Here is a 20,045-nt window from a genome sequence, read left to right as displayed (position 1 = left end):
GGCCCGCCGGCGACCGGACGCGGCCAGGCCGCGGAAAAGGCCGGGCCAACGGCGGCGCGGCGGCGTCGGGGTCAGGTCACGTCGTAGTCGGCGGCGAAGGCGGCCAGGCGGGTGACCGCGTCCCGGCTGCGCGTCCACGGCCGGACGATCAGCCGTTCCACTCCCAGCTCCGCCCAGGCGGCCACCTCGCCGGGCGAGCCCAGCGCGTACGCGTGCGCCGTGACCGGCACCCCCGCCCCCAGCCGCGCGAGCTGCGGCCTGATGGACTCGATCGTGTGCGGCATGCTGATCCACCCGTCGCACAGCCGGGACGCCCGGCGCAGCGCCGCCGCCGACTCCCCGCCGGCCAGTACCGGCAGCCGCCCCTGCACGGGCTTGGGCTCGAAGGCGACCTCCGGGAACCGGTAGAACCGTCCGGAATGGGCGACCACGGGTTCGGTCCAGAGCCGCCGGACGATCTCGATGACCTCGTCCAGCCGGGCGCCGCGGGTCTCGAAGGGCAGCCCGGCCGCCGCCCACTCCCCGCGGTACCAGCCCGCGCCCACGCCGCAGATCGCCCGTCCGTCCGACACCACGTCCAGGGTGGCGAAGGCGCGGGCCGAGACGAACGGGTGGCGCAGCGCCAGCAGGTGCACGGCGGTGCCGAGCCGGACGCGGGTGGTGAGCCCGGCCAGCCAGCACAGGTAGGCCGGGGCGTCGAACAGCGGGGTCGTCGGCTTGATGCCGGGGTCCTCGGTGCCCGGGTAGACGGCGAGCGACAGGTCGGTGGCGAACACCAGGTGCTCGGGCAGCCACACCGACTCGAACCCCAGCTCGTCGGCGGCCACGGCCACGTCCTTCCAGGCGTCGGGGTGCAGCAGCCCCAGCGGCACGCCGTACTTCACGGGTACCTCCGCAGGTCGCGGGCGCGCAGGCAGGCGCGGACGTGTTCGCGGTGGGCGGCGGTGGTGCCGTGCGCGGCCGACAGGGACCAGGCCCGCGCGAGCCAGAACCGCAGGTCCAGCTCCTCGGTGTAACCGATCGCGCCGTGGGTCTGCAGGGCGACCCGGGCGGCCAGCGTCGCCGCCTCGCCCGCCGCGGCCTTGGCGGCACTGGCGTCCCGCCCGGCCGTGGGCGCGTCCCGGTCGACGGACAGCGCCGCGCGGTGCACCAGCGGCGCGGCGAACTCGACGGCGACCGCCACGTCGGCGAGCCGGTGCCGGACGGCCTGGAAGGACCCGATCGCCGCGCCGAACTGCCTCCTGACCCCCGCGTACGACACCGAGACCGCAAGCAGCTCCCGCGCGACCCCGACGAGCTGGGCGGCGGTCGCCACCGCGACGGCCCGCGCCGCGAGCGCCACCCGGTCCCCGCCGGGCTCATCCCGTCCGGACGGCTCGAAGGCCACGTCGAACAGCGGCCGGCACGGATCCACCCCGGGCACGGCGGTGAGCCGCGCCTCGTGCGCGGGCAGCACCCGCACCCCCTCCCCCGTACGCGCCACGACCAGCACGTCGGCGAGATCGGCGTCGGCCAGGTACGCCTCCCCCGGCAGCAGCACCCCCACGCACACCCCGCCCGAGGCGAGCTCGGCCGGCTTGGCCGTCTCGGACGCCTCGGGCGCGAGGAAGGGCGTCAGGAACGCCGCCGCCACCGCCGTCTCGACCACCGGCCCCGGCAGGCAGGCCCGCCCGGTCTCCTCGACCGCGGGCAGCACGTCGGTCAGCCCGAGCCCGAGCCCGTCGAGCTCCGGCGGCAGCAGCAGCCCGAAGAACCCCAGCTCGGCGAGCCGGTCCCAGGCGGGACGGCGTTCGGTGCGCAGCGCGCCGGGCGGGCAGTGCGCCCGCAGCACGTCGCGCACGGTCGCCCCCAGGGCGAGTTGCTCGTCGGTGAAGGCGAAGTGCATGAGGGCGACTCCAGAGGGGTCATCGGGGCAGGCCCAGGACACGCTCGGCGATGATGTTGCGCTGGATCTCGTTGGTGCCCGCGTAGATGGGCCCGGCCAGCGAGAACAGGAAGCCGTCCAGCCAGGCCGTCCCGCCGGCGCGGTCGCCGAGCAGTTCCATGGCCAGCTCGTGCATCCGCAGGTCCAGCTCCGACCAGAAGACCTTGCCCATGCTGGCCGCCGCCCCGATCTCGTCTCCGGCCATGATCCGGCGGGCCGTGGCGAAGGTGTGCAGCCGGTACGCCTCGGCCGCCGTCCAGCAGCGCGCGGCCCGGTCGGCGAGGGCGGGGTCGGCGTCCAGGGCCAGGTCGAGGAGGCGGTCGGCGGTGGCGAGGAAGCGGCCGGGGCTGCGCAGGGTCAGGCCGCGTTCGGAGGACGTGGTGGACATCGCGATCCGCCAGCCGTCGCCGGGCTCGCCGAGCACCATGGAGTCGGGCGTGAACACCCCGTCGAAGTGCAGCTCGGCGAACCCGGGCAGGCCGTCGAGCTGGGCGATCGGCCGGACGGCGACCTCGTCGAGGGGGAATAGGAAGTAGGTCAGGCCCTTGTGCCGGGCGCCGGAGGTGCGGAAGAGGCCGAAGCCGTGGGAGGCGTGGGCGGCTCGGGAGCTCCAGGTCTTGTGCCCGTACAGGAGCCAGCCGCCGTCGGCGCGTTCGGCGCGGGCGGTGAGCGCGGCCAGGTCGCTGCCGGCCTCGGGCTCGGACCAGGCCTGCGCCCACACGTCCTCGGCCGTCGCCATCCGGGGCAGCCAGCGCCGCCGCTGCTCGGGGGTGCCGAAGCGCATGAGGCTGGGGGCCAGGAGGAAGATGCCGTTCTGGCTGACCCGGGCGGGGGCGCCGGCGGCCCAGTACTCCTCCTCGAAGATCAGCCACTCGATCAGGGACGCGGCCCGGCCGCCGTACTCGCGCGGCCAGGAGACGACCGACAGCCGCTCGCCGGCCAGCAGCGCCTCCCAGGCGCGGTGGGCCCGGAAGCCTTCGCCGGTGTCCATCGGCGGGAGCCGCTCGGGCACGTGGGCGGCCAGCCAGTCGCGAACCTCGGCGCGGAAGTCCAGCTCGGCCGGGGAGAAGTCCAGATCCACGAAACCAAACTAGCGCACGCTTGGTCTACTGGCCAGGCCGCCGTCCGTCGGCCTAGTGTGGACGTCGTGCAGGGTCTGCTGCTCCGGCTTTCCACGCTCGACACCGACGCCGAGAGCGCGGTGCGGGTCATCGCCTACTTCGACTCGCTGGTGCGCGACCACGTGACCGTGCCCGTGCTGCTCGCGGCCACCGCGCGGCTGGCGCGCTGTCCGGTCGGCCTGCACGACGCCACCGCCGGCCGGCGCCTCCGGACCGGCCCGGACGGCCGCGCCACCGACGCGCCGGCACCGCGCGCCGGGAAGGGACCCGCGGAAGGGCCCGGGGAGGGGCCCGCGGAGGGGGTGCGGGCGAGGGAGCTGAGCGGTGGGCTGGGCAGCGTGTGGATGGAACGCGAGGGCGTCCCCCACGGCCTCGACGACATCGTGCTCGAACGGTTCGCCGCCGCCGCCGAGCTGACCTTGGAACGCGCCGCCGCGCAGGCCCGCGAGGGCCGGGACCCGGCGCTGGTCGAGCTGGTGCTGTCGGCCGAGACCGGCGAGGCGGAACGGGCGCGGGCGCTGCGGCTGCTCGGCTTCGCGCCATCCACCCCGCTCCAGGCCATGGCGTTCGCCCTCCCCGGCGACGCGGTCGCGGCCGGGTTGCGGGCGATGGGGCACCACGTGCGTACGGCCAGGATCGGCGACACCCAGGCCGCGCTGGTGACCACCACCGTCGAGGGCGAGCTGCCCGAGGGCGCCCGCGTGGGCATCGGCCCCGAGCTGCCCGGGTCGCACGCCGCCGAGTCGTGGGCCAAGGCCCGCACGGCGCTGCGCTTCACCGGCCCGCACGACCGGGTGGTGCGCTGGACCGATCTCGGCGCGCTCGCGCTGTTCGCCGACCTGCCCGGCCCGGCCGTCGCGGAGCTGGCCGACGTGCGGGCGATGGCGCGGCTGAGCGAGGAGCACCTGCTCGCGGTGCGCGCGCTGTGCTCGGCCGGCTCGGTCCGCGCCGCCGCCACCGGGGCGCACCTGCACCACAGCTCGATGGCGGGCCGCATCGCGCGGGCGGAGTCGGTGCTGGGCTTCTCCCTCGCCGACCCGGCCGGACGCCTGCGCGCCCACCTCGCCCTGGCCCTGCTGCGCCTGCTGGCGAACGCCGCCACCGCTACAGGCGGTACGCCCGCCTGAGCGCGGCCAGCCGGGTCTCCCGCGCCCGCCTGCTCAGCGGGGTGTCGGGCACCATGACGTCGAACCCGTGGAAGGCTCCCGGGTAGAGGTGGAACTCGGTGGACACCCCGGCCCGCGCGAGCCGCTGGGCGTAGTCGATGTCCTCGTCCCTGAACACCTCCAGCTCGCCCACGTCGACGAACGCGGGCGGCAGCCCCGACAGGTCCTCGGCCCGCGCCGGCGCCGCGTACGGCGGGACGTCCGGGCCGCCCGCCCGATCGCCGAGCAGGGCGGACCAGCCGTAGAGGTTCGCGGCCCGGTCCCAGACCACGGCCTCGGTGAACTCCAGGCTCGACGGGGTGGTGTTGCGGTCGTCGAGCATCGGGCAGATCAGCATCTGGAGGACCACCTCGGGGCCGCCCCGGTCGCGGGCGAGCAGCACGGTCCCGGCGGCCAGCCCCCCACCCGCGCTGGCCCCGCCGACGGCCAGCCGGGCGGGGTCGATGCCCAGCTCCTCTGCGTTCTTGGCGGTCCACACCAGCCCCGCGTAGCAGTCCTCGACCGGCGCGGGGTGCGGGTGCTCGGGCGCCAGGCGGTAGTCGACGGAGACCACGACGACGCCGAGCCGCTCGACGTAGTCGATCATCGTGGCCTCGTCCACCTCGGGCACGCCGACGATCATGCCGCCGCCGTGGATCCAGTAGAGGCCGGGCCGGCCGGCGCCGTCCTGCGCGGGACGGTAGACGCGGACCCGGATGTCCGGTTCGCCGTCGGGGCCGGGGACGTGGCGGTCCTCGATGCGCACCTCGGTCTCGGCGGGCGGCATGGCGGCCAGCATCGCGTGGATCTGGGCCCGGTGCCCGGCCAGCTCCTCCGCGTCGAGGGCCGTCACGTCGAACGCCGGGAACGGCGCGCTCTCCAGGGCGGCACGCAGGTCCGGATCGAGGTTGGGGTGGAACGCCATGAGGACTTCCTTCCACGGAGGGGGCTTGCCGTACCCCTCGATGGTCGGATTTCGCGCGACGGTGCGGCAACCGCCATCCGGCTGCCGTTGCGCGCCCGCCGCCCGCCGTCCGGCGACCTCTGCCGGGGCGGGCCGAGGGCGGACGGGGTCGGCCGGGGGCGGACGGGGTCGGCCGGGGTCAGGTCAGCAGGGCGACGACCTGTTCGGCCAGGGGCGCGGCGCTGGCCGGGTTCTGGCCGGTGACCAGCCGGCCGTCCACGACGACCTGCGGCTGCCAGTCGGGGGCGGGCTCGTGCCGGGCGCCGCGCTCGGTCAGCGCGTCGGCCAGCAGGAACGGCACCACCCCTGCCACGCCCCGCGCGGTCTCCTCGCTGTTGGTGAAGGCGGCCACCCGCCGGCCGTCCACCAGGTGGGAGCCGTCGGACAGGGTGAGGCCGACCAGCGCGGCCGGGCCGTGGCAGACCGCCGCGACCACGCCGCCGCGCTCGTAGACCTCGCGGCCGACCCGGGCCACGTCGGGGTCGGCGGGGAAGTCCCACATGGTGCCGTGGCCGCCGGCGTACAGGACGGCGTCGTAGGCCGCGGCGTCCACGCCGGAGAGGGGGGCGGTGTCCTCGTCCAGGCCGGTGGCGAGGAAGGCGGCCTGCGCCGGGTCGTCCGGGTCGTGGCCGTCGCGGGGCGGCCGGCCGCCGGCGACGCTGGCGACGTCCACCTCGAAGCCGGCCTTGGTGAAGATCTGCCAGGGATGGGCCGCCTCGGGGACGTAGTATCCGGTACGCTCCACGCCGCCGAGGTCGTCATGGCTGGTCAACACGATCAGGATGCGCTTGCTCATGCCGTCGAGCATGGCCGGGAAGGCCCATCAGCCACAAATAGCGAAACGCCGGTCGTGGCATCAGAATGGTGATGTGTCCTCTCTCTCGCTGGACCTGCTGCGGACCTTCCTCGCCGTCCACAGGACCGGCTCCATCACCGCCGCCGCGCAGACGCTCGGCCTCTCGCAGCCCGCGGTGACCGCCCAGGTCAAGACGCTGGAGGCGACGCTCGACCGGCCGCTGTTCGACCGGCTGCCGCGCGGCGTCGCGCCCACCCCCGCCGCCGACGAGCTGGCCCGCCGGGTGGCCCCCGCCCTCGACGCGCTGGAGGAGGTGGCCGGCTCGGAGCTGCCCTCGGACGAGGCCGTGCACCTGGGCGGCCCGGCCGAGTTCCTGTGCGAGGAGGTCATGCCGATGCTCGCCCCGCTCGTCCGCGACGGGCTGCGTCTGCGCACCACCCTCGGCCTGGCCGACGACCTGCTGGCCGACCTCGCGGCCGGACGGCTGGACCTGGTGCTGTCCACGATCCGGCCCCGGGTGCGCGGCATCCAGGCGGATCCGGTCTACGACGAGGAGTTCGTCCTGGTGGCGGCGCCGTCCGTGGCCCGCGCGCTGCCGCCCGGCCGGGTCGGGCCCAAGGAGCTGGCCGCGGTCCCCGTGGTGGCCTACGCCGAGGAGCTGCCGATCGTGCGCCGCTACTGGCGGGCCGTCTTCGGGCGGCGGCCGTCGATGGCCGCGCAGGTCGTCATCCCGGACCTGCGCGGCGTGCTGAGCGCGGTGCGGGCCGGCATGGGGGTGTCCGTCCTGCCCGCGTACCTGTGCCGGCGCGACCTGGCCGAGGGCACGCTGGTCGCGCTGGGCGAGCCGACGGAGCCGCCGATCAACACCGGCTACCTGGCCGTACGGTCGGGGGCGCCGGCCAGGCCGGCCGTGGGGCGGGTGCGGGCCCACCTGCTGGCGGCGTTCCGGGCGGCGCCGCCGTACTGAGGACGAAGGTGGATGACGGGCGATCAGCTTGGGCATGCTGGGCACATGTGTCATTCCACCGACAGCCGGCCGCCCGCCCCGCCGATCCGGGGCGAGGTCGCGGCGCACGAGCAGATCACCCTGACCTCCGCCGACGGCACCCGCTTCATGGCCTACCGGGCCGACCCGGCCGAGCCCAACGGCCGCGGCGTGGTGATCATGCCGGACGTGCGCGGCCTGCACCCGTTCTACCGCGACCTCGCGGTGCGCTTCGCCGAGGCGGGGTTCCGCACGATCGCGATCGACTACTTCGGCCGCACCGCCGCGACCGACGACCGGGGCGACGACTTCGACTACATGCCCCACGTCGACCAGCTCAAGCTCGACCAGGTGCAGGCCGACGCGGCGGCGGCGACCGCCGAGCTGGCCGCCGCCGGCCCGGTGTTCACGGTCGGCTTCTGCATGGGCGGCGCGCTGTCGTGGCGTCAGGGCGCGGAGGGCAACGGCCTGGCCGGGAGCATCGGCTTCTACGGGGCGCTGCGCTTCATCGACGAGCCGAAGACCGGCCCCGGCGCGCCGCTGCTGCTGCTCAGGGGTGGCGCGGACAAGGTGTCGAGCCCGGAGGAGTTCGACGCCTACACCGCGGCGCTGGACCGGGTGGGCACCGAGCACGAGACCCACGTCTACGAGGGCGCGCCCCACTCCTTCTTCGACCGCTCGTTCAAGGAGTGGGAGGGCATCTGCCAGGACGCCTGGCGCCGCATCCTGTCCTTCACCGAACGCCACTCAGCCTAGGTAGGCGGCCCGCACCACCGGATCGTCCCTGACCCGCGCCGGCGTCCCGGACGCGATGACCCTGCCCAGGTCCAGGACGACGATCCGGTCACAGATCTCCATGACGAAGCCCATGTCGTGCTCGACCAGCAGCACGGTGGTGTCCAGGGCTCTGACGACCGCGCCGAGCCGGGCGGTCTGGGCGGCGTCCAGGCCGGAGGTGGGCTCGTCCAGCAGCAGGAGCCGCGGACGGTCGGCCAGCGCGCGGGCCAGCTCGACCATCCGGCGCTGCCCGACCGGCAGCGCGGCGGCGTAGGCGTCGCGCAGCGGGGTGAGCCCGCACAGGTCGAGCACCTCGGCCACGCGCGCGCCGCGCTCGCGCTCGATCCGCCGCCGGCCCGGCCACCCGGCCAGGTCGGCGGCCAGTCCGCCGCCGCCGCCGTGCCAGTCGAGCGCGGCCAGCACGTTCTGGGCCACGGTGAGCCGGCCGAACACCTGCGTGCGCTGGAACGTCCTGCGCACGCCGGCCCTGGCCCGCCGGAGCGCGGACACGCCGGTCAGGTCGCGCCCGTCCAGCGTGACGCGGCCCGCGACCGGCCTGCGCAGCCCGGACACCACGTCGAACAGCGTGGTCTTGCCCGCGCCGTTCGGCCCGATCACGCCGCAGACCTGGCCGGGCCCGGCCTCGAACGACACGCCGTCCAGCGCCCTGACGCCGCCGAAGGCCACGGACACGTCCTGCACCGCCAGCATGTCACCTCACCCCCAGGTAGGCGGCGGTCAGCCGGTCGCCGTCCACCTCCGAGCGGGGGCCCGTCCAGGTGACGGCGCCCAGCCGCATGAACGCGACCCGGTCGGCGACGGCCAGCGCCTCGGTCGCCTTCTCCTCGACCAGCAGCAGCGCCACGCCGCGGTCGCGCAGCTCGGCGAAGACGTCGAACACCTGCCGCACCACGAGCGGGGCCAGGCCGAGCGAGGGCTCGTCGGCGATCAGCACCCGCGGCGGGCGCACCAGGGCCGGGGCCAGCGTGAGGAGCTGCTGCTCGCCGCCCGACAGCGCGCCCGCGGCCACCGTACGGCGGGCCGCGAGCTGCGGCAGGCGCCGGTAGACCGGCTCCGGATCGTCCAGCCAGGTGCGCAGGTTCTCCTCCACGGTGAGCCCGGGGAAGACGCCCCGCCCTTCGGGGGCCAGCAGGACGCCGGCGCGCGCCCGCCGGTGCGCCGGCCAGGCGGTGACGTCCACGCCGTCGAGCAGGATCCGGCCGCCGGTCACCGGCAGGTCCCCGGCGGCGGCGGCGCACGTGGTGGACTTGCCCGCGCCGTTCGCGCCGAGCAGCGCCACCACCTCGCCGGGCCGCACCTCCAGCCGCACCCCGCGCAGCACGGTGCAGTCGGCGTAACCCGCCACGACGTCCTCCAGCACGAACAGCGGCCGGCCGGGCGAAGGCCAGGCAGAAACGGCAGACACGGCAGGCGCGGCCGGCGTGGCGGAAGCAGCGGCGGGGAGGCGGCGGGCGCGGCGGCGATGGCGGGCCTCGGCGAGCTGGGTGAGCACGCCGTCCGGATGCCGGGCCAGGATCATGCCGCCCGCGCCGAACAGGATCGACCCGACGTGCGCGGAGACGTCCCAGGTGGCCAGCAGTTCGGGCACGGCCACCGCGACCAGCCCGCCGAGCACCGCCCCGCCGATCCGGCGCACGCCCTGGAGCACCACCACGGCCAGCCAGACGAACCCGGCGAACGCCGGCAGGTCGGTGGCCGTCACCGACCCCTTGGAGATCGCGAACAGCACCCCGCCGAGCCCGGCGATCCCCGACGCCAGCACGAACAGCACGATCTTGGCGCGCGGCGCGGACAGCCCGGAGGTGACGGCCGCCGCAGGCGCCGACCGCACGGCCAGGACGGCCCGCCCCGACGCCGACCGCTCCAGGTTGCGCACCAGCAACGCCACCAGCCCGATCAGCGCCAGCAGCACGGCCACCCGCACCCGCGGGTCGGAGGTGTCGGCGAAGCCGAGCCCGAGCGCCGGCAGCGCCCATCCGATGGTCCCGTTGCTGAAGGCGTCCACCTGGAACAGCACCTGGTCGGCCAGCAAGGCCAGGGCCAGCGTGGCCAGCGTCAGCACCCGCCCGCCCAGCCGCAGCGCGGGCAGCGCCACGACCAGCCCTACGGCCCCCGCGGCGGCCACCCCGAGCAGGATCGCCACGACGAACGGCAGCCCGGAGGCGAACGCCCACCCGCAGGTCAGCGCCGCCATGGCGGCGAAGGCGGCCTGCGCCAGGTTCACCATGCCGCCGATCCCGGTCACCACCACGAACGAGCAGAAGATCAGCGCCAGCACCAGCCCCTGGGCCGCGACGCCCACGTAGTACTCCGGCCCGAGCAGGGCGAAGGCCGCCAGCGCGGCCAGGCCCGCCGCCCACGGCAGCCGCCTGCGCCAGGCCGGCACCCCGGCCAGGTGGTCGGGCGGCGGGACGTCCTCGGCGGCGCTGCCCGCCACCCGCTCCCGCGACCGGTTCAGCAGCAGCAGCCCGGCGAACAGCAGGATCACCGGCACGGCCGTGCGCAGCCCGGTGACCTCCTCCAGGAAGTCGGTGTACCCGGCGACCAGGTTCTGCACGACGCCGAGCGCGAGCCCGGCGGCGAACGTCCAGGGGATCGAGCGCAGCCGCCCGAACACCGCCGCCGTCGCCGAGGCGAACAGCAGCACCGTGTACGCCGTCGCGTCCAGCCCGAGCACCGGCGCCGCCAGCACCCCGGCCAGCCCGGCGAGCCCCGATCCGAGCATCCAGGCCAGCGCCGAGGTGGCGTCGGCGTCGATGCCCCGGAGCGTGGCCAGGCGGCGGCGGTCCACGGCGGCGCGCATGCGCAGCCCGTACGGCGTGTGCCGCAGGAACGCCCACAACCCCGCCGCCGCGACGGCCGAGAAGGCGAAGGTGATGAGCTGGTCGGTGTCCAGCCGCACGCCGAGCGGGTCGAACGACTCGGCCGGATGGGGGCCGAGGCCGCGCGGCAGCGAGGTGGCGTCCGTGGCGGGCAGCCCGGCCAGCTCCACGGCCAGCAGGCCGAGCGCGGGCAGCGCGATCGTGAGCCCGATGGTGGCGACGATCTGCGCGGTCTCCCCCGCCTGGGCGAGCCCGCGGAACATGGCCCGGTGCAGCAGGTAGCCGAGCGCGGGCGCGAACAGCCCGGCCGCCACGACCGCCGACAGCCAGGCGGGCAGCCCGGCGGCGGCGGTGAGCTCGTATAACACCAGGGCGGCCAGGAAGCCGACGGCGCCGTGGGCGAAGTTGAACACCCCGGTCGCCGCGTAGGACAGGGTCAGCCCGGAGCCCATGATCGCGAAGACGGCCCCGGTGACCAGGCCGCTGAGCACGTACTGGAGGATCATTTCAGCGGCACGTTGTCGAAGCAGGCCATCCTCCTGGCCACCTGGAAGGCCCCGCCCTCCAGTTTGACCAGGGCGCCGCAGCCGTTGGGCTCGTCGTGGTCCCGCGGGTAGCGGATGCGGCCGAAGCCGGGGTTCTCGTAGAGGTAGTCGCCGTTGGCGGTGGCCAGGAACTTCTCCCTGGTCAGGTCCTTGCCGGTGCGCTTGAGCACGTCGAGGAAGATGTCGGCGGCCCAGTAGCCGATCGCCAGGTGCTGGGTGAGCGCGGCGCCGGGGGCGACCTGCTCGACGTCCTTCTTGAGCTGGGCGATCTCGGGCGCCGGCGACTCGAACGGCTCGAACATGGGCGCGGCGATCACGCCGTCGAGCGCCTGCGCGCCGGCCGGGTCCTTGAGGATGGCCAGGTCGTAGCTGGTGGCGTCGGTGAGCACGCCCTTGTACCCGGCCCGCTTGAGCGCCGCGTAGAGCCCGACGTTGAACTTGGTGCCGGCGATCACCGAGACGACGACGTCGGGGGCCTTGCCGCCGTCCGAGGTCATGATCTTGTTGACGTACGGCAGCCAGTCGGGGGGCGGGGCGGCGGCCGGCAGGCCGGAGTTGACGCCGACCAGCTCGAACCCGGCCGCGGTGAACGACTGGGAGATGGTGGTGCCGCCGTACTTGCTGCCGCTGGAGTCGCTGGTCTGCACGTAGACGCTCTTGCCGGCGGCGCCGCCGAGCAGGTCGGCCATCTGCCTGCCCCACCACGTCTGGGAGCCGGCGCCCTGCTCGGGGGCCAGGCAGCCGTTGTAGCCGAACCCGGTCCTGGTGCCGCACCACTGCGGCCCGGTGGCCCAGCCGAACCAGGGGACGCCCTGCTGTTCGAGGAAGGCCGCCCCGCCGAAGTTCGGGGCGTGCACCGGGACCAGGGCGAACACCTGGTCCTTCTGGACGAGTTTCTTGGCCGCCGCGTCGCCCTTGGCCGCGTCCTGGGCGTCGTCCTCGGCGCCGATGAAGTCGATCTTCCGGCCGTGCACGCCGCCCTCGGCGTTGGCGCGGGCGAACCTGGCCTTCGCCCCGATCTCGGCGTCCCTGGTCGAGTAGCCGCTCGCGCTGGTCTTGGTCAGCACGCCGCCGATCTTGATGGTGGTGTCCGTCACTCCCGCGCCCGACTGGGCCGCGCCGCTCTGCCGAGCCGCGCAGCCGGCGACGAGCAGCGTCAGGATGAGCGCCGCCGCGCCCCGCCGTACCATGTTGTTCTCCTCGCGATTCGGCCTAGCGCTCGCTTGGTTTCGCTGAGCGTAGATTTGCCGGGAAGGGGTGTCAACGGCCTACCGAGCAACCGCTTGCTCGCAGGAGGCGCGCCGGGCTAGCGTGGGCCCATGCTGATGCGCGCGGCCGTGCTGACCGGGTTCCACGCCCCGATGGAGATCCGCGACGTCGAGATCGACGACCCCGGGCCCGGCGAGGTGCGCGTCCGGATCAGGGCCTCGGGCGTGTGCGGCTCCGACCTCAAAGCCATCGACGGCAAGAGCCCGGTGGTGGGCGCGCCGCCGTTCATCCTGGGGCACGAGAGCGCGGGCGTGGTGGAGAGCGTCGGCGCGGGCGTCACCTCCGTCCGGCCGGACGACCACGTCATCATCGCCATGAGCGGCCCCTGCGGGCGCTGCCGCCACTGCGGCTCCGGCCGCTTCCACCTGTGCTCGGGCCCGCAGCGGCTGCCGACCATCATGGGCGGCCCGCCCAGGGTCACCCTGGACGGCCGGGAGACCCGCCGCTTCATCGGCATCGGCTCGTTCGCCGAGTACGCGGTGGTCGCCGAGGCCATGTGCGTCAAGATCGCCAAGGGCGCGCCCTTCGCCGCCATGTGCCTGCTGGCCTGCGGCGTGGTCACCGGCGTGGGCGCGGTGCTGAACGTGGCCGAGGTGCCGCCGGGCGCCTCGGTCCTGGTGGTCGGCTGCGGCGGCGTGGGGCTCAACGTCATCCAGGGCGCGGTGCTCGCCGGCGCCACCACGATCATCGCCGCGGACGTGGCCGAGGGGAAGCTCAAGCTGGCCGAGCGCTTCGGGGCCACCCACCTGCTCACCGCCGGCGACCTGCCCCGCCAGGTGAGCGCGCTGGTCCGCGGCGGCGTCGACTACGCCTTCGACGCGACCGGCGTCCCCGGCGTGCTGGCGGAGGCGTTCGCCGCCACCCAGCCGGGCGGGACCACGGTCATGGTCGGCAGCCCGCCCCAGGGCCATCCCATGGCGCTGGACACCGGCCTGCTGTTCTCCTCCCGCCGCCTCATGGGCACCCAGGGCGGCGACGCCGCGCCGCACCGCGACCTGCCCATGCTGGCCGCCCAGTACCTGCGCGGCCGTCTCGACCTCGACGGCCTGATCACAGAACGCCTCCCCCTCGACCGGATCAACGAGGCCGTCGCCCACGTCCGCCAGGGGACGGTCGCCCGCACGGTCATCACGTTCTGAGGCGCTATTCTAATTTCCTTTGGAATAGTGGAGGTTGTCCCATGTCGTACCCCCAGCAGCGCTACCTGGCCGAGACCGGCGAGATCAGCGCCACCCTCCGCCGGGCCGAGAACGGCCCCGACCTGTCGATGGCGACCGGCACCCGCGTCCACTACCTGGGCACCGGCGGCTCGACCAACGGCGCCTACGGCCTGTACCGCTGGGAGATGGGCCCGCGTCCCGGCGGCGCGTCCCCGCACTTCCACCGGACCATCACCGAGTCGTTCTACGTGCTGACCGGCACCGTCCAGCTCTACGACGGCGACAAGTGGGCCGACGGCCGCCCCGGCGACTTCCTGCACGTGCCCGAGGGCGGCGTGCACGCCTTCCGCAACGCCTCGGGCGAGCCGGCCTCGATGCTGGTGCTCTTCACGCCGGGCGCGCCGCGCGAGGCGTACTTCGAGGAGCTGGCCGAGATCACCCACAGCGGCCGCGAGCTCACCTCCGAGGAGTGGACCGAACTCTGGCTGCGCCACGACCAGTACGCGGTCTGATGGCGGATTTCCCCGAGGAGCCCGTCTACCGGCAGCTGGCCCGCGTCGGCAAGGCGCTGGCCAGCCCGGTGCGGCTGCGCCTGCTCGACGTGCTCGACCAGGGCGAGCGCACGGTCGAGGAGCTGGCGAAGGCGGCGGGCGTGCCGCTCAAGAACACCTCGGCCCAGCTCCAGCACCTGCACGCGGCCCACCTGGTGACCAGCCGCCGGGACGGCACGCGCATCCGCTACCGGCTGGCCGACGAGCAGGTCTCGCGCTTCCTGGGCGACCTCCAGCGTTTCGCCCACGACCGGCTGTCCGGCCTGCGCGAGGCGGTGCGGGAGCACCTGGGCGACCTGTCGGGCATCACGGCCGACGAGCTGGCCGCCAGGCTGGCCGACCCCGGCACGGTGGTCGTCGACGTCCGGTCGGCCGCCGCCTACGCCAAGGGCCACCTGCCGGGCGCGATCTCGGTGCCCCTGGACGACCTGGCGGGCCGCCTGGCCGAGCTGCCGGCCGACGCCCGGGTCGTGGCCTACTGCGGCGGGCCGTACTGCGTGCTCTCCCCGCAGGCCGCCCGCCTGCTGCGCGAGCGCGGTCTCGACGCCCGCCCGCTGGACGGCGGCCTGATCGGCTGGCGGCGTGCCGGGCACAAGGTCGTCCGGGAGCGTACTGTGAGCGGGTAATCGCCCACAGTGAGGGAGGTCCGCATGCTCGCCAGAGGAGCCGTCACGGCCGGCCTGCTCGCGGTCGTGACCGTGGGCGGCGCCGGCCCCGCGCAGGCCCGCTACCGCTACGACTTCCGCAGCCGCGAGGTGGTCATCTGGAGCGAGCCGAAGGGCGGCGCGGCCCAGCTCGGCGTGGGCCGTCCCGGCGACGGCTTCGACTCCGACCGGTCGGAGGAGCACGAGCTGTTCCGCTGCGACGACGCCTTCGACAGCACCCTGTGGCACCACGGCACCGACGCGGCCACCGGCGTCGTCGGCTGGGTGCCGGCCTGCCACCTCGACGACCCCGACTGACCGGCCGCCGCCGGGGTCAGCGCCCGGCGGCCACCGGCTCCTGCGCGCGCTCGCGGCGCGGCTCCGGCTCGTCCTCCTCGTGCCCCTCGACCGACAGGTTCGGCAGCAGCCGGTCCAGCCAGCGCGGGCACCACCAGTTCGCCCGGCCGAGCAGCACCATCGTGGCCGGCACGAGGAAGCCGCGGATGACGGTCGCGTCCACCGCGATGGCCACGGCCAGGCCGACGCCGAACGTCTTGACCATCGCGTCCGGATAGGCGATGAACGCCACGAACACCGCCACCATGATCAGGGCGGCCGAGGTGATGACCCGGCCGGTCGAGCCGAGGCCCTCGGCCACCGCCCGGCTGTTGTCGCCGTGCCGGGCGTGGGCCTGGCGCACCGCCGTCAGCAGGAACACCTCGTAGTCCATCGACAGGCCGAACAGCACCGCGAACAGCATCAGCGGCACGTAGCTCTCGATCGGCACGGAGAAGAACAGCGTCTGGAGGTAGGAGGAGTCCATGGGGGCGTCCATGCCGACCAGGCCGCTGCCGAGGCCGATCGAGAACACCAGCGCGAGCGCGCCGAACGCGGCGCCCAGCGACACCAGGTTCATCACGGCGGCCTTGATCGCGACGACCGGCGCGCGGAAGGCGAACAGCAGGAGCAGCGCGCTGAGCAGCACGACCACGCCGATGACCAGCGGGGTGCGCTCGTTCATGCGGTCGCCGGCGTCGGTCAGCCCGGCCACCTTGCCGCCGACGTGCACCTGGACGCCCGGGATCGAAATGGCCCTGACCTCCCTGACCACCTCGGCCGCCTTCGGGTCGCTCGGCGCGTAGTCGCTGATCGTCTGGAGCAGGACCGAGCGGCCGGAGTCGTTCACCTTCGGGTCCGACACGTGGGCGACCCCGTCGACGCGGGCGACCTCGTCGGCGATCCGCTTCACGGTGGCGTCCCCGGCGCCGGAGACCTTCTCCGGCAGCTCGGCGACCACGATCAGCGGGCCGTTGCTGCCGGGCCCGAAGGCCGTGGCCATCAGCTCGTACGCGCGCCGCCCGGCCGAGTCCTTGGCCGCGTAGCCCTCGTCCAGGGGCCCCAGCTTCAGCGCGAGCGCGGGCGCGGCCAGCGCGCCGAGCACCAGGACGCTGCCGATCAGCACCCGCCACGGCCGGCGCGCCACCCACGCGCCGAGCCCGGCCCAGCCGACGCCCCCGCCGCGGGTGGACGACCGCCCGCGCACCAGCGGCACCTTGAGCGCGTTGACGCGGTGGCCGAGCAGCCCGAGCAGGGCGGGCACGAGCGTGACCGAGGTCAGCACGGCGAAGACGACGGAGATGCCGGTCACCCAGCCGAGCGTGCTGAGCAGCGGGAACCCGGCCAGCATCAGCGCGCTCAACGCGATGATCACCGTGCCGCCGGCGAACACGACGGCCCCGCCCGAGCTGGCCACCGTCCGGCGCACGGACTCCACGACCGGCACGCCGTCGGCCAGCAGCTTGCGGTGGCGCGACAGCAGGAACAGCGCGTAGTCGATGCCGACGCCGAGCCCGATCATCGTGGACATGATCCCGGCCTGCTTCGGCATGTCGACGACGTAGCCGAGCAGGCCGATCACGCCGAGCCCGGTCGCGACGCTGACCAGCGCGGCGAAGATCGGCACCATCGCGGCGACCAGCGTCCCGAAGGCGAAGACCAGCACGAGCAGCGCGCAGACCACGCCGATGATCTCGCTCGGCCCGGTCTTGATCTCCTTGCTGGCCGGGTTGGAGTCGGCGGCGGGCACCACTTCCAGCCCGGCGTCCCTGGCCGGGGCCGCGGCGTCGGACAGGGCCTGGGTGTCCTCGCCCACCTTGTCGGGGTCGTTGCCCTGCATCTTGACGGTGATCACGCCGATCTGCAGGTTCGAGGCGATGCCGCCCATCCGGTAGGGCGTGTCCACCTGGACGACGTGCGGCATCGTGCGCATCGCGGCCACCGAGCGCTCGACGGCCTGCTTGCGCGGTTCGTCGGTGAGCTTCCCGTCCGCGGAGTACAGCAGGAGTTGCACGGTTCCGCCGGTGGCGTAGCCGGGGCCGAAGCCCTCCTTCATCAGGTCGTGCGCGCGCTGCGCGTCGGTGCCCGGGATGGAGGCGTCGTTGCTGACCGGGCTGCCGAGCGCGAGGCTCGCGCCCATCAGGCCCGCGGCCAGGGCCACCCATAAGGCCAGCACGATCCGCCCGTGCCGCGCACACCAGCCACCCAGCCGACCAAGAAACCGCGTCATCGTCTCGCCCCTGCCCGACGGCCGTCCTGTACGGTCGTACAGGACTATGATAAAACGGAGGACATCCGAAATTCCGGATCCCGTGGGAAATGAGACGATGACCACACCCGACGACACCCGCTCCCGGATCCTGGCGGCCGCGCGCGAGCTGTTCGCCGAGCGCGGCTACGCGGGCACCTCGCTGGCCGACATCGCCGCCGCGGTCGGGCTGACCAAGACCGCCGTCGCCTACCACTTCCACCCCAAGGACCGGCTGGCCTCCGAACTGCTCTCCCCCGCCGCGGCCGAGATGATCACGCTGCTCGACACCGACCACCCCGACCGCAAGGCGTTCGTCGAGGCCCTGGCCGTCTTCGCGGTCCGGCACCGCGCGGTGATCCGCCTGTTCATGGAGGACCTGGCGGCCGACGACACCCAGCCGCCCGGCTCCGAGCGCGCGGTCGTCGGCACGTTCAGGGACGAGATCTTCGCCAAGCTCGCCGGCGAGAACCCGGGCCCCGAGGCCAGGGTCAGGTGCTGGGCGCTGCTCGGGGCGTTGCAGTGGGGCGTGGTCAAGACCATGGACCTGCCCGAAGACCAGGTAACGGCGGTCATGCTGGAGTCCGCGCTGGCCTTCTGACGGCTTCCCCGCCGCTTCCCCGCTGCTTTCCGGCCGCTTTCCGGCCGCTTTCCGGCGCGCCGGTGGTGGCTACAGGCCGGTCGAGGGGTCGGTGGCGGGGCCGGTCGGGGTCTGTGTGGGCTCCTCGGGGCCGGGGCCGCCGGACTGGCCGACGACGCCGACCGTGATCACCACCACGTCCCCGGGCGCGGCGCAGGTTCCCGGGGTCAGGCTCTGGCTCAGGACGGTGTCCGCCTTGGCGTCGTCGTCCACGACCTGGGCGCGGGACCGTACCGTGAAGCCGGCCGCGACCAGGCCGGCCCGGCCGTCGGCGCGGGACCGCCCCACCACGGACGGCACCTGCACGCCCTGGCGGGCCACCGTGAGCGCCACCGGCGCGCCGCCCGGCAGCCGCGCGCCCGCCTCCGGCCGCGTCGCGAGCACCTGGCCGTCCGGCCGGCCGGAGCAGGCCCGGGTGACCGTCCCCGCCGCGAGCCCGGCGGCGGTGAGCGCCGCCTCGGCCTCCTTGCGCCCCTGCCCGACCAGGGACGGCACCGGCATCCCCGCCGACACCTCCAGCGCGACCGCGCCGCCCCGGCCCACCACCGCGCCGGCCGCCGGACGGCTGCCCAGGACCCGGCCGATCTCCCGCGGCGAGTCGGTCCTGGTGACCGCGCCGACGGTCAGCCCGGCCTGCTTGAGCGCCTTGACCGCGTCGGCCCGGTCCAGGCCGGTCAGCGGCGGGACCACGACCGTCACCGGCCGCCCGGCTGTCGGCTCGCCGGTGGGCACCCCGACCGGTACGCCGGTGGGCTCGACGGCGGGCGCGACGGTGGGCACGCGCTGCCGGTCCGCCGTCTTCCCGCCCGGCCGCGAGGAGGCGTGCGCCGAACCCGCCGGGCGCGGCGGCGGCGCCGGCAGCACGGACGCCTGGCCGGAGCGGTGGCCGTTGAGCGCGGGCACGATCACGGTGAGCACGACCGCGGTCACCACCAGCGCCGCGCACACCGCCACGACCGCCTGCACCCACCGGGCCCCGCGTCCCCGGCCCGGCCGGTCCGGCGCGCCCGTCCCGGCCCGCGTCCGCAGGCCGTCCGACGGCCTCGGGCCTGGCGGGGGCGCACCGACCGGCGTCGTCGGGCCTGGCGGGGGCGCCTCGACCGGCGTCGTCGGGCCGGGCTGGGCCGCCGGGCCGGTGGACGTGGGAGGTTCCGGCCCGGCTCCCGTCCGCGAGCGCAGGTGGTAGGCGCCGGCCACGCCGGTGACCTCCGGCTCGGCCAGCGGCACGGGCGGACGCTGCCCGGGGACCAGCGGCACGTCGCCGTACCCGCGGTCCGGCGCGTCCGGCTCGCCGAGCAGCGCGAGCAGCAGTTCCCTGCTGGTGGGCCGGTTCCTGACGTCCTTGTCCAGGCAGGCGGCGACCAGCACGCGCAGCCGCCCGTCCAGCCGGCCCAGCTCGGGCGGCGCGGTCAGGATGCGGTGCAGCACCGGCGCCACCGAGTCCTGCCCGAACGGCGCGCTCGCGTTGGCCGCGAAGCACATCGTCGCGCCCCAGGAGAAGACGTCGGCCGCCCCGGTCACGGCCGAGGCGGTGATCTGCTCGGGAGCCATGTACGCCGGCGTGCCCACGCCCCTGTTCGTCACCGTGGCCGCCGCGTCCAGCGCCCTGGCCAGCCCGAAGTCGATCACCCGCGGCCCGTCGGGCCCGAGCAGCACGTTCTGCGGCTTGAAGTCCCGGTGCACGATGCCCGCCCGGTGGATCGCGGCCAGCGCGGTCGCGGTGCCGACCGCCAGCCGCTCCAGCGCGCCGCCGTGCCGCGGCCCGGTCAGCGAGACCTCCCGGTGCAGCGAGGGCCCGTCGACGTACTCGCTCACGATGTACGGCCGGCCCTCGTCGAACCCGGCGTCGATCACCTGGGCCGTGCAGAACCGCGCCACGTGCTTGGCCAGCTCCACCTCGCGCAGGAACGCGCCCTGCTCATCCCCCACGGGCCCGTGCAGCAGCTTGACCGCGTACCTCTCGCCGCTTCGCGAACCGAGGAACACCGCGCCCTGCCCGCCTTCACCCAGCCGCCCGGCGAGCTCGTACTCGCCGAGTCTGTGCGGGTCCCCCGTTCTCAGCGGCTGCGCCGTCGGCACGGGGCGCCTCCCCTCGCC

General features: G+C 75.1%; 18 protein-coding genes. 8 read left to right on the top strand and 10 right to left on the bottom strand.

Going from position 1 to position 20,045, the window contains the following annotated elements:
- Positions 1–71: 71 nt before the first annotated feature.
- From ACIBST_RS44925 to ACIBST_RS44915, 3 genes are read right to left on the bottom strand one after another with little or no spacing between them, the layout of a single operon-like run.
- On the bottom strand, positions 72–884 hold the full coding sequence (locus ACIBST_RS44925) for a TIGR03619 family F420-dependent LLM class oxidoreductase (protein WP_387681852.1): 813 nt from the start codon (positions 882–884) through the stop codon (positions 72–74).
- Positions 881–1,885, bottom strand: coding sequence for an acyl-CoA dehydrogenase family protein (locus ACIBST_RS44920; RefSeq protein ID WP_397179595.1), 1,005 nt, complete (start codon positions 1,883–1,885; stop codon positions 881–883). The genes ACIBST_RS44925 and ACIBST_RS44920 overlap by 4 nt, the downstream gene beginning before the upstream one ends.
- A gap of 19 nt (positions 1,886–1,904) precedes the next feature.
- Entirely contained in the window at positions 1,905–3,005 is a 1,101-nt protein-coding gene (locus tag ACIBST_RS44915; RefSeq protein ID WP_397179594.1) for an acyl-CoA dehydrogenase family protein, read from the bottom strand.
- Positions 3,006–3,071: 66 nt separating this feature from the next.
- Between ACIBST_RS44915 and ACIBST_RS44910 the strand changes: the two genes are divergently transcribed.
- Positions 3,072–4,172: a helix-turn-helix domain-containing protein gene (locus ACIBST_RS44910; protein WP_397179593.1), complete on the top strand. Its 1,101-nt coding sequence runs from the start codon at positions 3,072–3,074 to the stop codon at positions 4,170–4,172.
- On the opposite strand, the gene ACIBST_RS44905 is transcribed toward ACIBST_RS44910, so the two are convergent.
- Positions 4,150–5,115, bottom strand: coding sequence for an alpha/beta hydrolase (locus tag ACIBST_RS44905; protein ID WP_397179592.1), 966 nt, complete (start codon positions 5,113–5,115; stop codon positions 4,150–4,152). The two genes, ACIBST_RS44910 and ACIBST_RS44905, sit on opposite strands and share 23 nt — an antisense overlap.
- A 178-nt stretch (positions 5,116–5,293) precedes the next feature.
- Positions 5,294–5,950, bottom strand: a complete 657-nt coding sequence (locus ACIBST_RS44900; protein WP_397179591.1) for a type 1 glutamine amidotransferase domain-containing protein — start codon at positions 5,948–5,950, stop codon at positions 5,294–5,296.
- Positions 5,951–6,023: 73 nt separating this feature from the next.
- On the opposite strand from ACIBST_RS44900, the gene ACIBST_RS44895 reads away from it, so the two are divergent.
- Entirely contained in the window at positions 6,024–6,917 is an 894-nt protein-coding gene (locus ACIBST_RS44895) for a LysR family transcriptional regulator (RefSeq protein ID WP_397179590.1), read from the top strand.
- Positions 6,918–6,962: 45 nt separating this feature from the next.
- On the top strand, positions 6,963–7,691 hold the full coding sequence (locus ACIBST_RS44890) for a dienelactone hydrolase family protein (RefSeq protein ID WP_397179589.1): 729 nt from the start codon (positions 6,963–6,965) through the stop codon (positions 7,689–7,691).
- On the opposite strand, the gene ACIBST_RS44885 is transcribed toward ACIBST_RS44890, so the two are convergent.
- Genes ACIBST_RS44885 through ACIBST_RS44875 form a run of 3 tightly spaced genes read right to left on the bottom strand, consistent with a single transcriptional unit; the run spans position 7,683 to position 12,290 of the window.
- A complete protein-coding gene (locus ACIBST_RS44885; RefSeq protein WP_397179588.1) occupies positions 7,683–8,423 on the bottom strand; it encodes an ABC transporter ATP-binding protein in 741 nt (246 codons plus the stop codon). The two genes, ACIBST_RS44890 and ACIBST_RS44885, sit on opposite strands and share 9 nt — an antisense overlap.
- 1 nt (position 8,424) lies before the next feature.
- Entirely contained in the window at positions 8,425–11,061 is a 2,637-nt protein-coding gene (locus tag ACIBST_RS44880; RefSeq protein WP_397179587.1) for an ATP-binding cassette domain-containing protein, read from the bottom strand.
- Positions 11,058–12,290, bottom strand: coding sequence for an ABC transporter substrate-binding protein (locus ACIBST_RS44875; RefSeq protein WP_397179586.1), 1,233 nt, complete (start codon positions 12,288–12,290; stop codon positions 11,058–11,060). The genes ACIBST_RS44880 and ACIBST_RS44875 overlap by 4 nt, the downstream gene beginning before the upstream one ends.
- Before the next feature lie 129 nt (positions 12,291–12,419).
- On the opposite strand from ACIBST_RS44875, the gene ACIBST_RS44870 reads away from it, so the two are divergent.
- From ACIBST_RS44870 to ACIBST_RS44855, 4 genes are read left to right on the top strand one after another with little or no spacing between them, the layout of a single operon-like run.
- Positions 12,420–13,508 carry an alcohol dehydrogenase catalytic domain-containing protein gene (locus tag ACIBST_RS44870; RefSeq protein ID WP_397179585.1) on the top strand — a complete coding sequence of 363 codons (1,089 nt, stop codon included), beginning with the start codon at positions 12,420–12,422 and terminating at the stop codon, positions 13,506–13,508.
- A 41-nt stretch (positions 13,509–13,549) separates the two neighbouring features.
- The gene (locus tag ACIBST_RS44865) at positions 13,550–14,041 is read left to right on the top strand and encodes a cupin domain-containing protein (protein WP_397179584.1); all 492 of its coding nucleotides are present in this window, start codon (positions 13,550–13,552) and stop codon (positions 14,039–14,041) included.
- Entirely contained in the window at positions 14,041–14,706 is a 666-nt protein-coding gene (locus tag ACIBST_RS44860) for an ArsR/SmtB family transcription factor (protein ID WP_397179582.1), read from the top strand. The genes ACIBST_RS44865 and ACIBST_RS44860 overlap by 1 nt, the downstream gene beginning before the upstream one ends.
- 24 nt (positions 14,707–14,730) lie before the next feature.
- On the top strand, positions 14,731–15,042 hold the full coding sequence (locus ACIBST_RS44855; protein WP_397179581.1) for a hypothetical protein: 312 nt from the start codon (positions 14,731–14,733) through the stop codon (positions 15,040–15,042).
- A 16-nt stretch (positions 15,043–15,058) separates the two neighbouring features.
- On the opposite strand, the gene ACIBST_RS44850 is transcribed toward ACIBST_RS44855, so the two are convergent.
- On the bottom strand, positions 15,059–17,236 hold the full coding sequence (locus ACIBST_RS44850; RefSeq protein WP_397179580.1) for an MMPL family transporter: 2,178 nt from the start codon (positions 17,234–17,236) through the stop codon (positions 15,059–15,061).
- Between the two features lie 151 nt (positions 17,237–17,387).
- Between ACIBST_RS44850 and ACIBST_RS44845 the strand changes: the two genes are divergently transcribed.
- Complete coding sequence (locus ACIBST_RS44845) at positions 17,388–17,909, top strand: TetR/AcrR family transcriptional regulator (RefSeq protein WP_397179579.1); 522 nt, start codon at positions 17,388–17,390, stop codon at positions 17,907–17,909.
- 69 nt (positions 17,910–17,978) lie between these two features.
- Here the strand turns inward: ACIBST_RS44845 and ACIBST_RS44840 are convergent, their stop codons facing one another.
- The gene (locus ACIBST_RS44840; RefSeq protein WP_397179578.1) at positions 17,979–20,027 is read right to left on the bottom strand and encodes a PASTA domain-containing protein; all 2,049 of its coding nucleotides are present in this window, start codon (positions 20,025–20,027) and stop codon (positions 17,979–17,981) included.
- Positions 20,028–20,045 lie beyond the last annotated feature (18 nt).

This window comes from Nonomuraea sp. NPDC049684 (genome assembly GCF_044465345.1).
GTDB lineage: Bacteria > Actinomycetota > Actinomycetes > Streptosporangiales > Streptosporangiaceae > Nonomuraea.
Note: the sequence above shows the minus strand (reverse complement) of the source record. Positions and strands in the feature narration are given on the sequence as shown.

What these genes read in the sequence shown, in the direction of transcription:
- ACIBST_RS44870 (WP_397179585.1), top strand. Translation starts at nt 12,420, where the DNA reads ATGCTGATGCGCGCGGCCGTGCTGACCGGGTTCCACGCCCCGATGGAG.
- ACIBST_RS44885 (WP_397179588.1), bottom strand. Translation starts at nt 8,423, where the DNA reads ATGCTGGCGGTGCAGGACGTGTCCGTGGCCTTCGGCGGCGTCAGGGCG.
- ACIBST_RS44875 (WP_397179586.1), bottom strand. Translation starts at nt 12,290, where the DNA reads ATGGTACGGCGGGGCGCGGCGGCGCTCATCCTGACGCTGCTCGTCGCC.
- ACIBST_RS44865 (WP_397179584.1), top strand. Translation starts at nt 13,550, where the DNA reads ATGTCGTACCCCCAGCAGCGCTACCTGGCCGAGACCGGCGAGATCAGC.
- ACIBST_RS44860 (WP_397179582.1), top strand. Translation starts at nt 14,041, where the DNA reads ATGGCGGATTTCCCCGAGGAGCCCGTCTACCGGCAGCTGGCCCGCGTC.
- ACIBST_RS44855 (WP_397179581.1), top strand. Translation starts at nt 14,731, where the DNA reads ATGCTCGCCAGAGGAGCCGTCACGGCCGGCCTGCTCGCGGTCGTGACC.
- ACIBST_RS44845 (WP_397179579.1), top strand. Translation starts at nt 17,388, where the DNA reads ATGACCACACCCGACGACACCCGCTCCCGGATCCTGGCGGCCGCGCGC.
- ACIBST_RS44880 (WP_397179587.1), bottom strand. Translation starts at nt 11,061, where the DNA reads ATGATCCTCCAGTACGTGCTCAGCGGCCTGGTCACCGGGGCCGTCTTC.
- ACIBST_RS44920 (WP_397179595.1), bottom strand. Translation starts at nt 1,885, where the DNA reads ATGCACTTCGCCTTCACCGACGAGCAACTCGCCCTGGGGGCGACCGTG.
- ACIBST_RS44900 (WP_397179591.1), bottom strand. Translation starts at nt 5,950, where the DNA reads ATGAGCAAGCGCATCCTGATCGTGTTGACCAGCCATGACGACCTCGGC.
- ACIBST_RS44905 (WP_397179592.1), bottom strand. Translation starts at nt 5,115, where the DNA reads ATGGCGTTCCACCCCAACCTCGATCCGGACCTGCGTGCCGCCCTGGAG.
- ACIBST_RS44890 (WP_397179589.1), top strand. Translation starts at nt 6,963, where the DNA reads ATGTGTCATTCCACCGACAGCCGGCCGCCCGCCCCGCCGATCCGGGGC.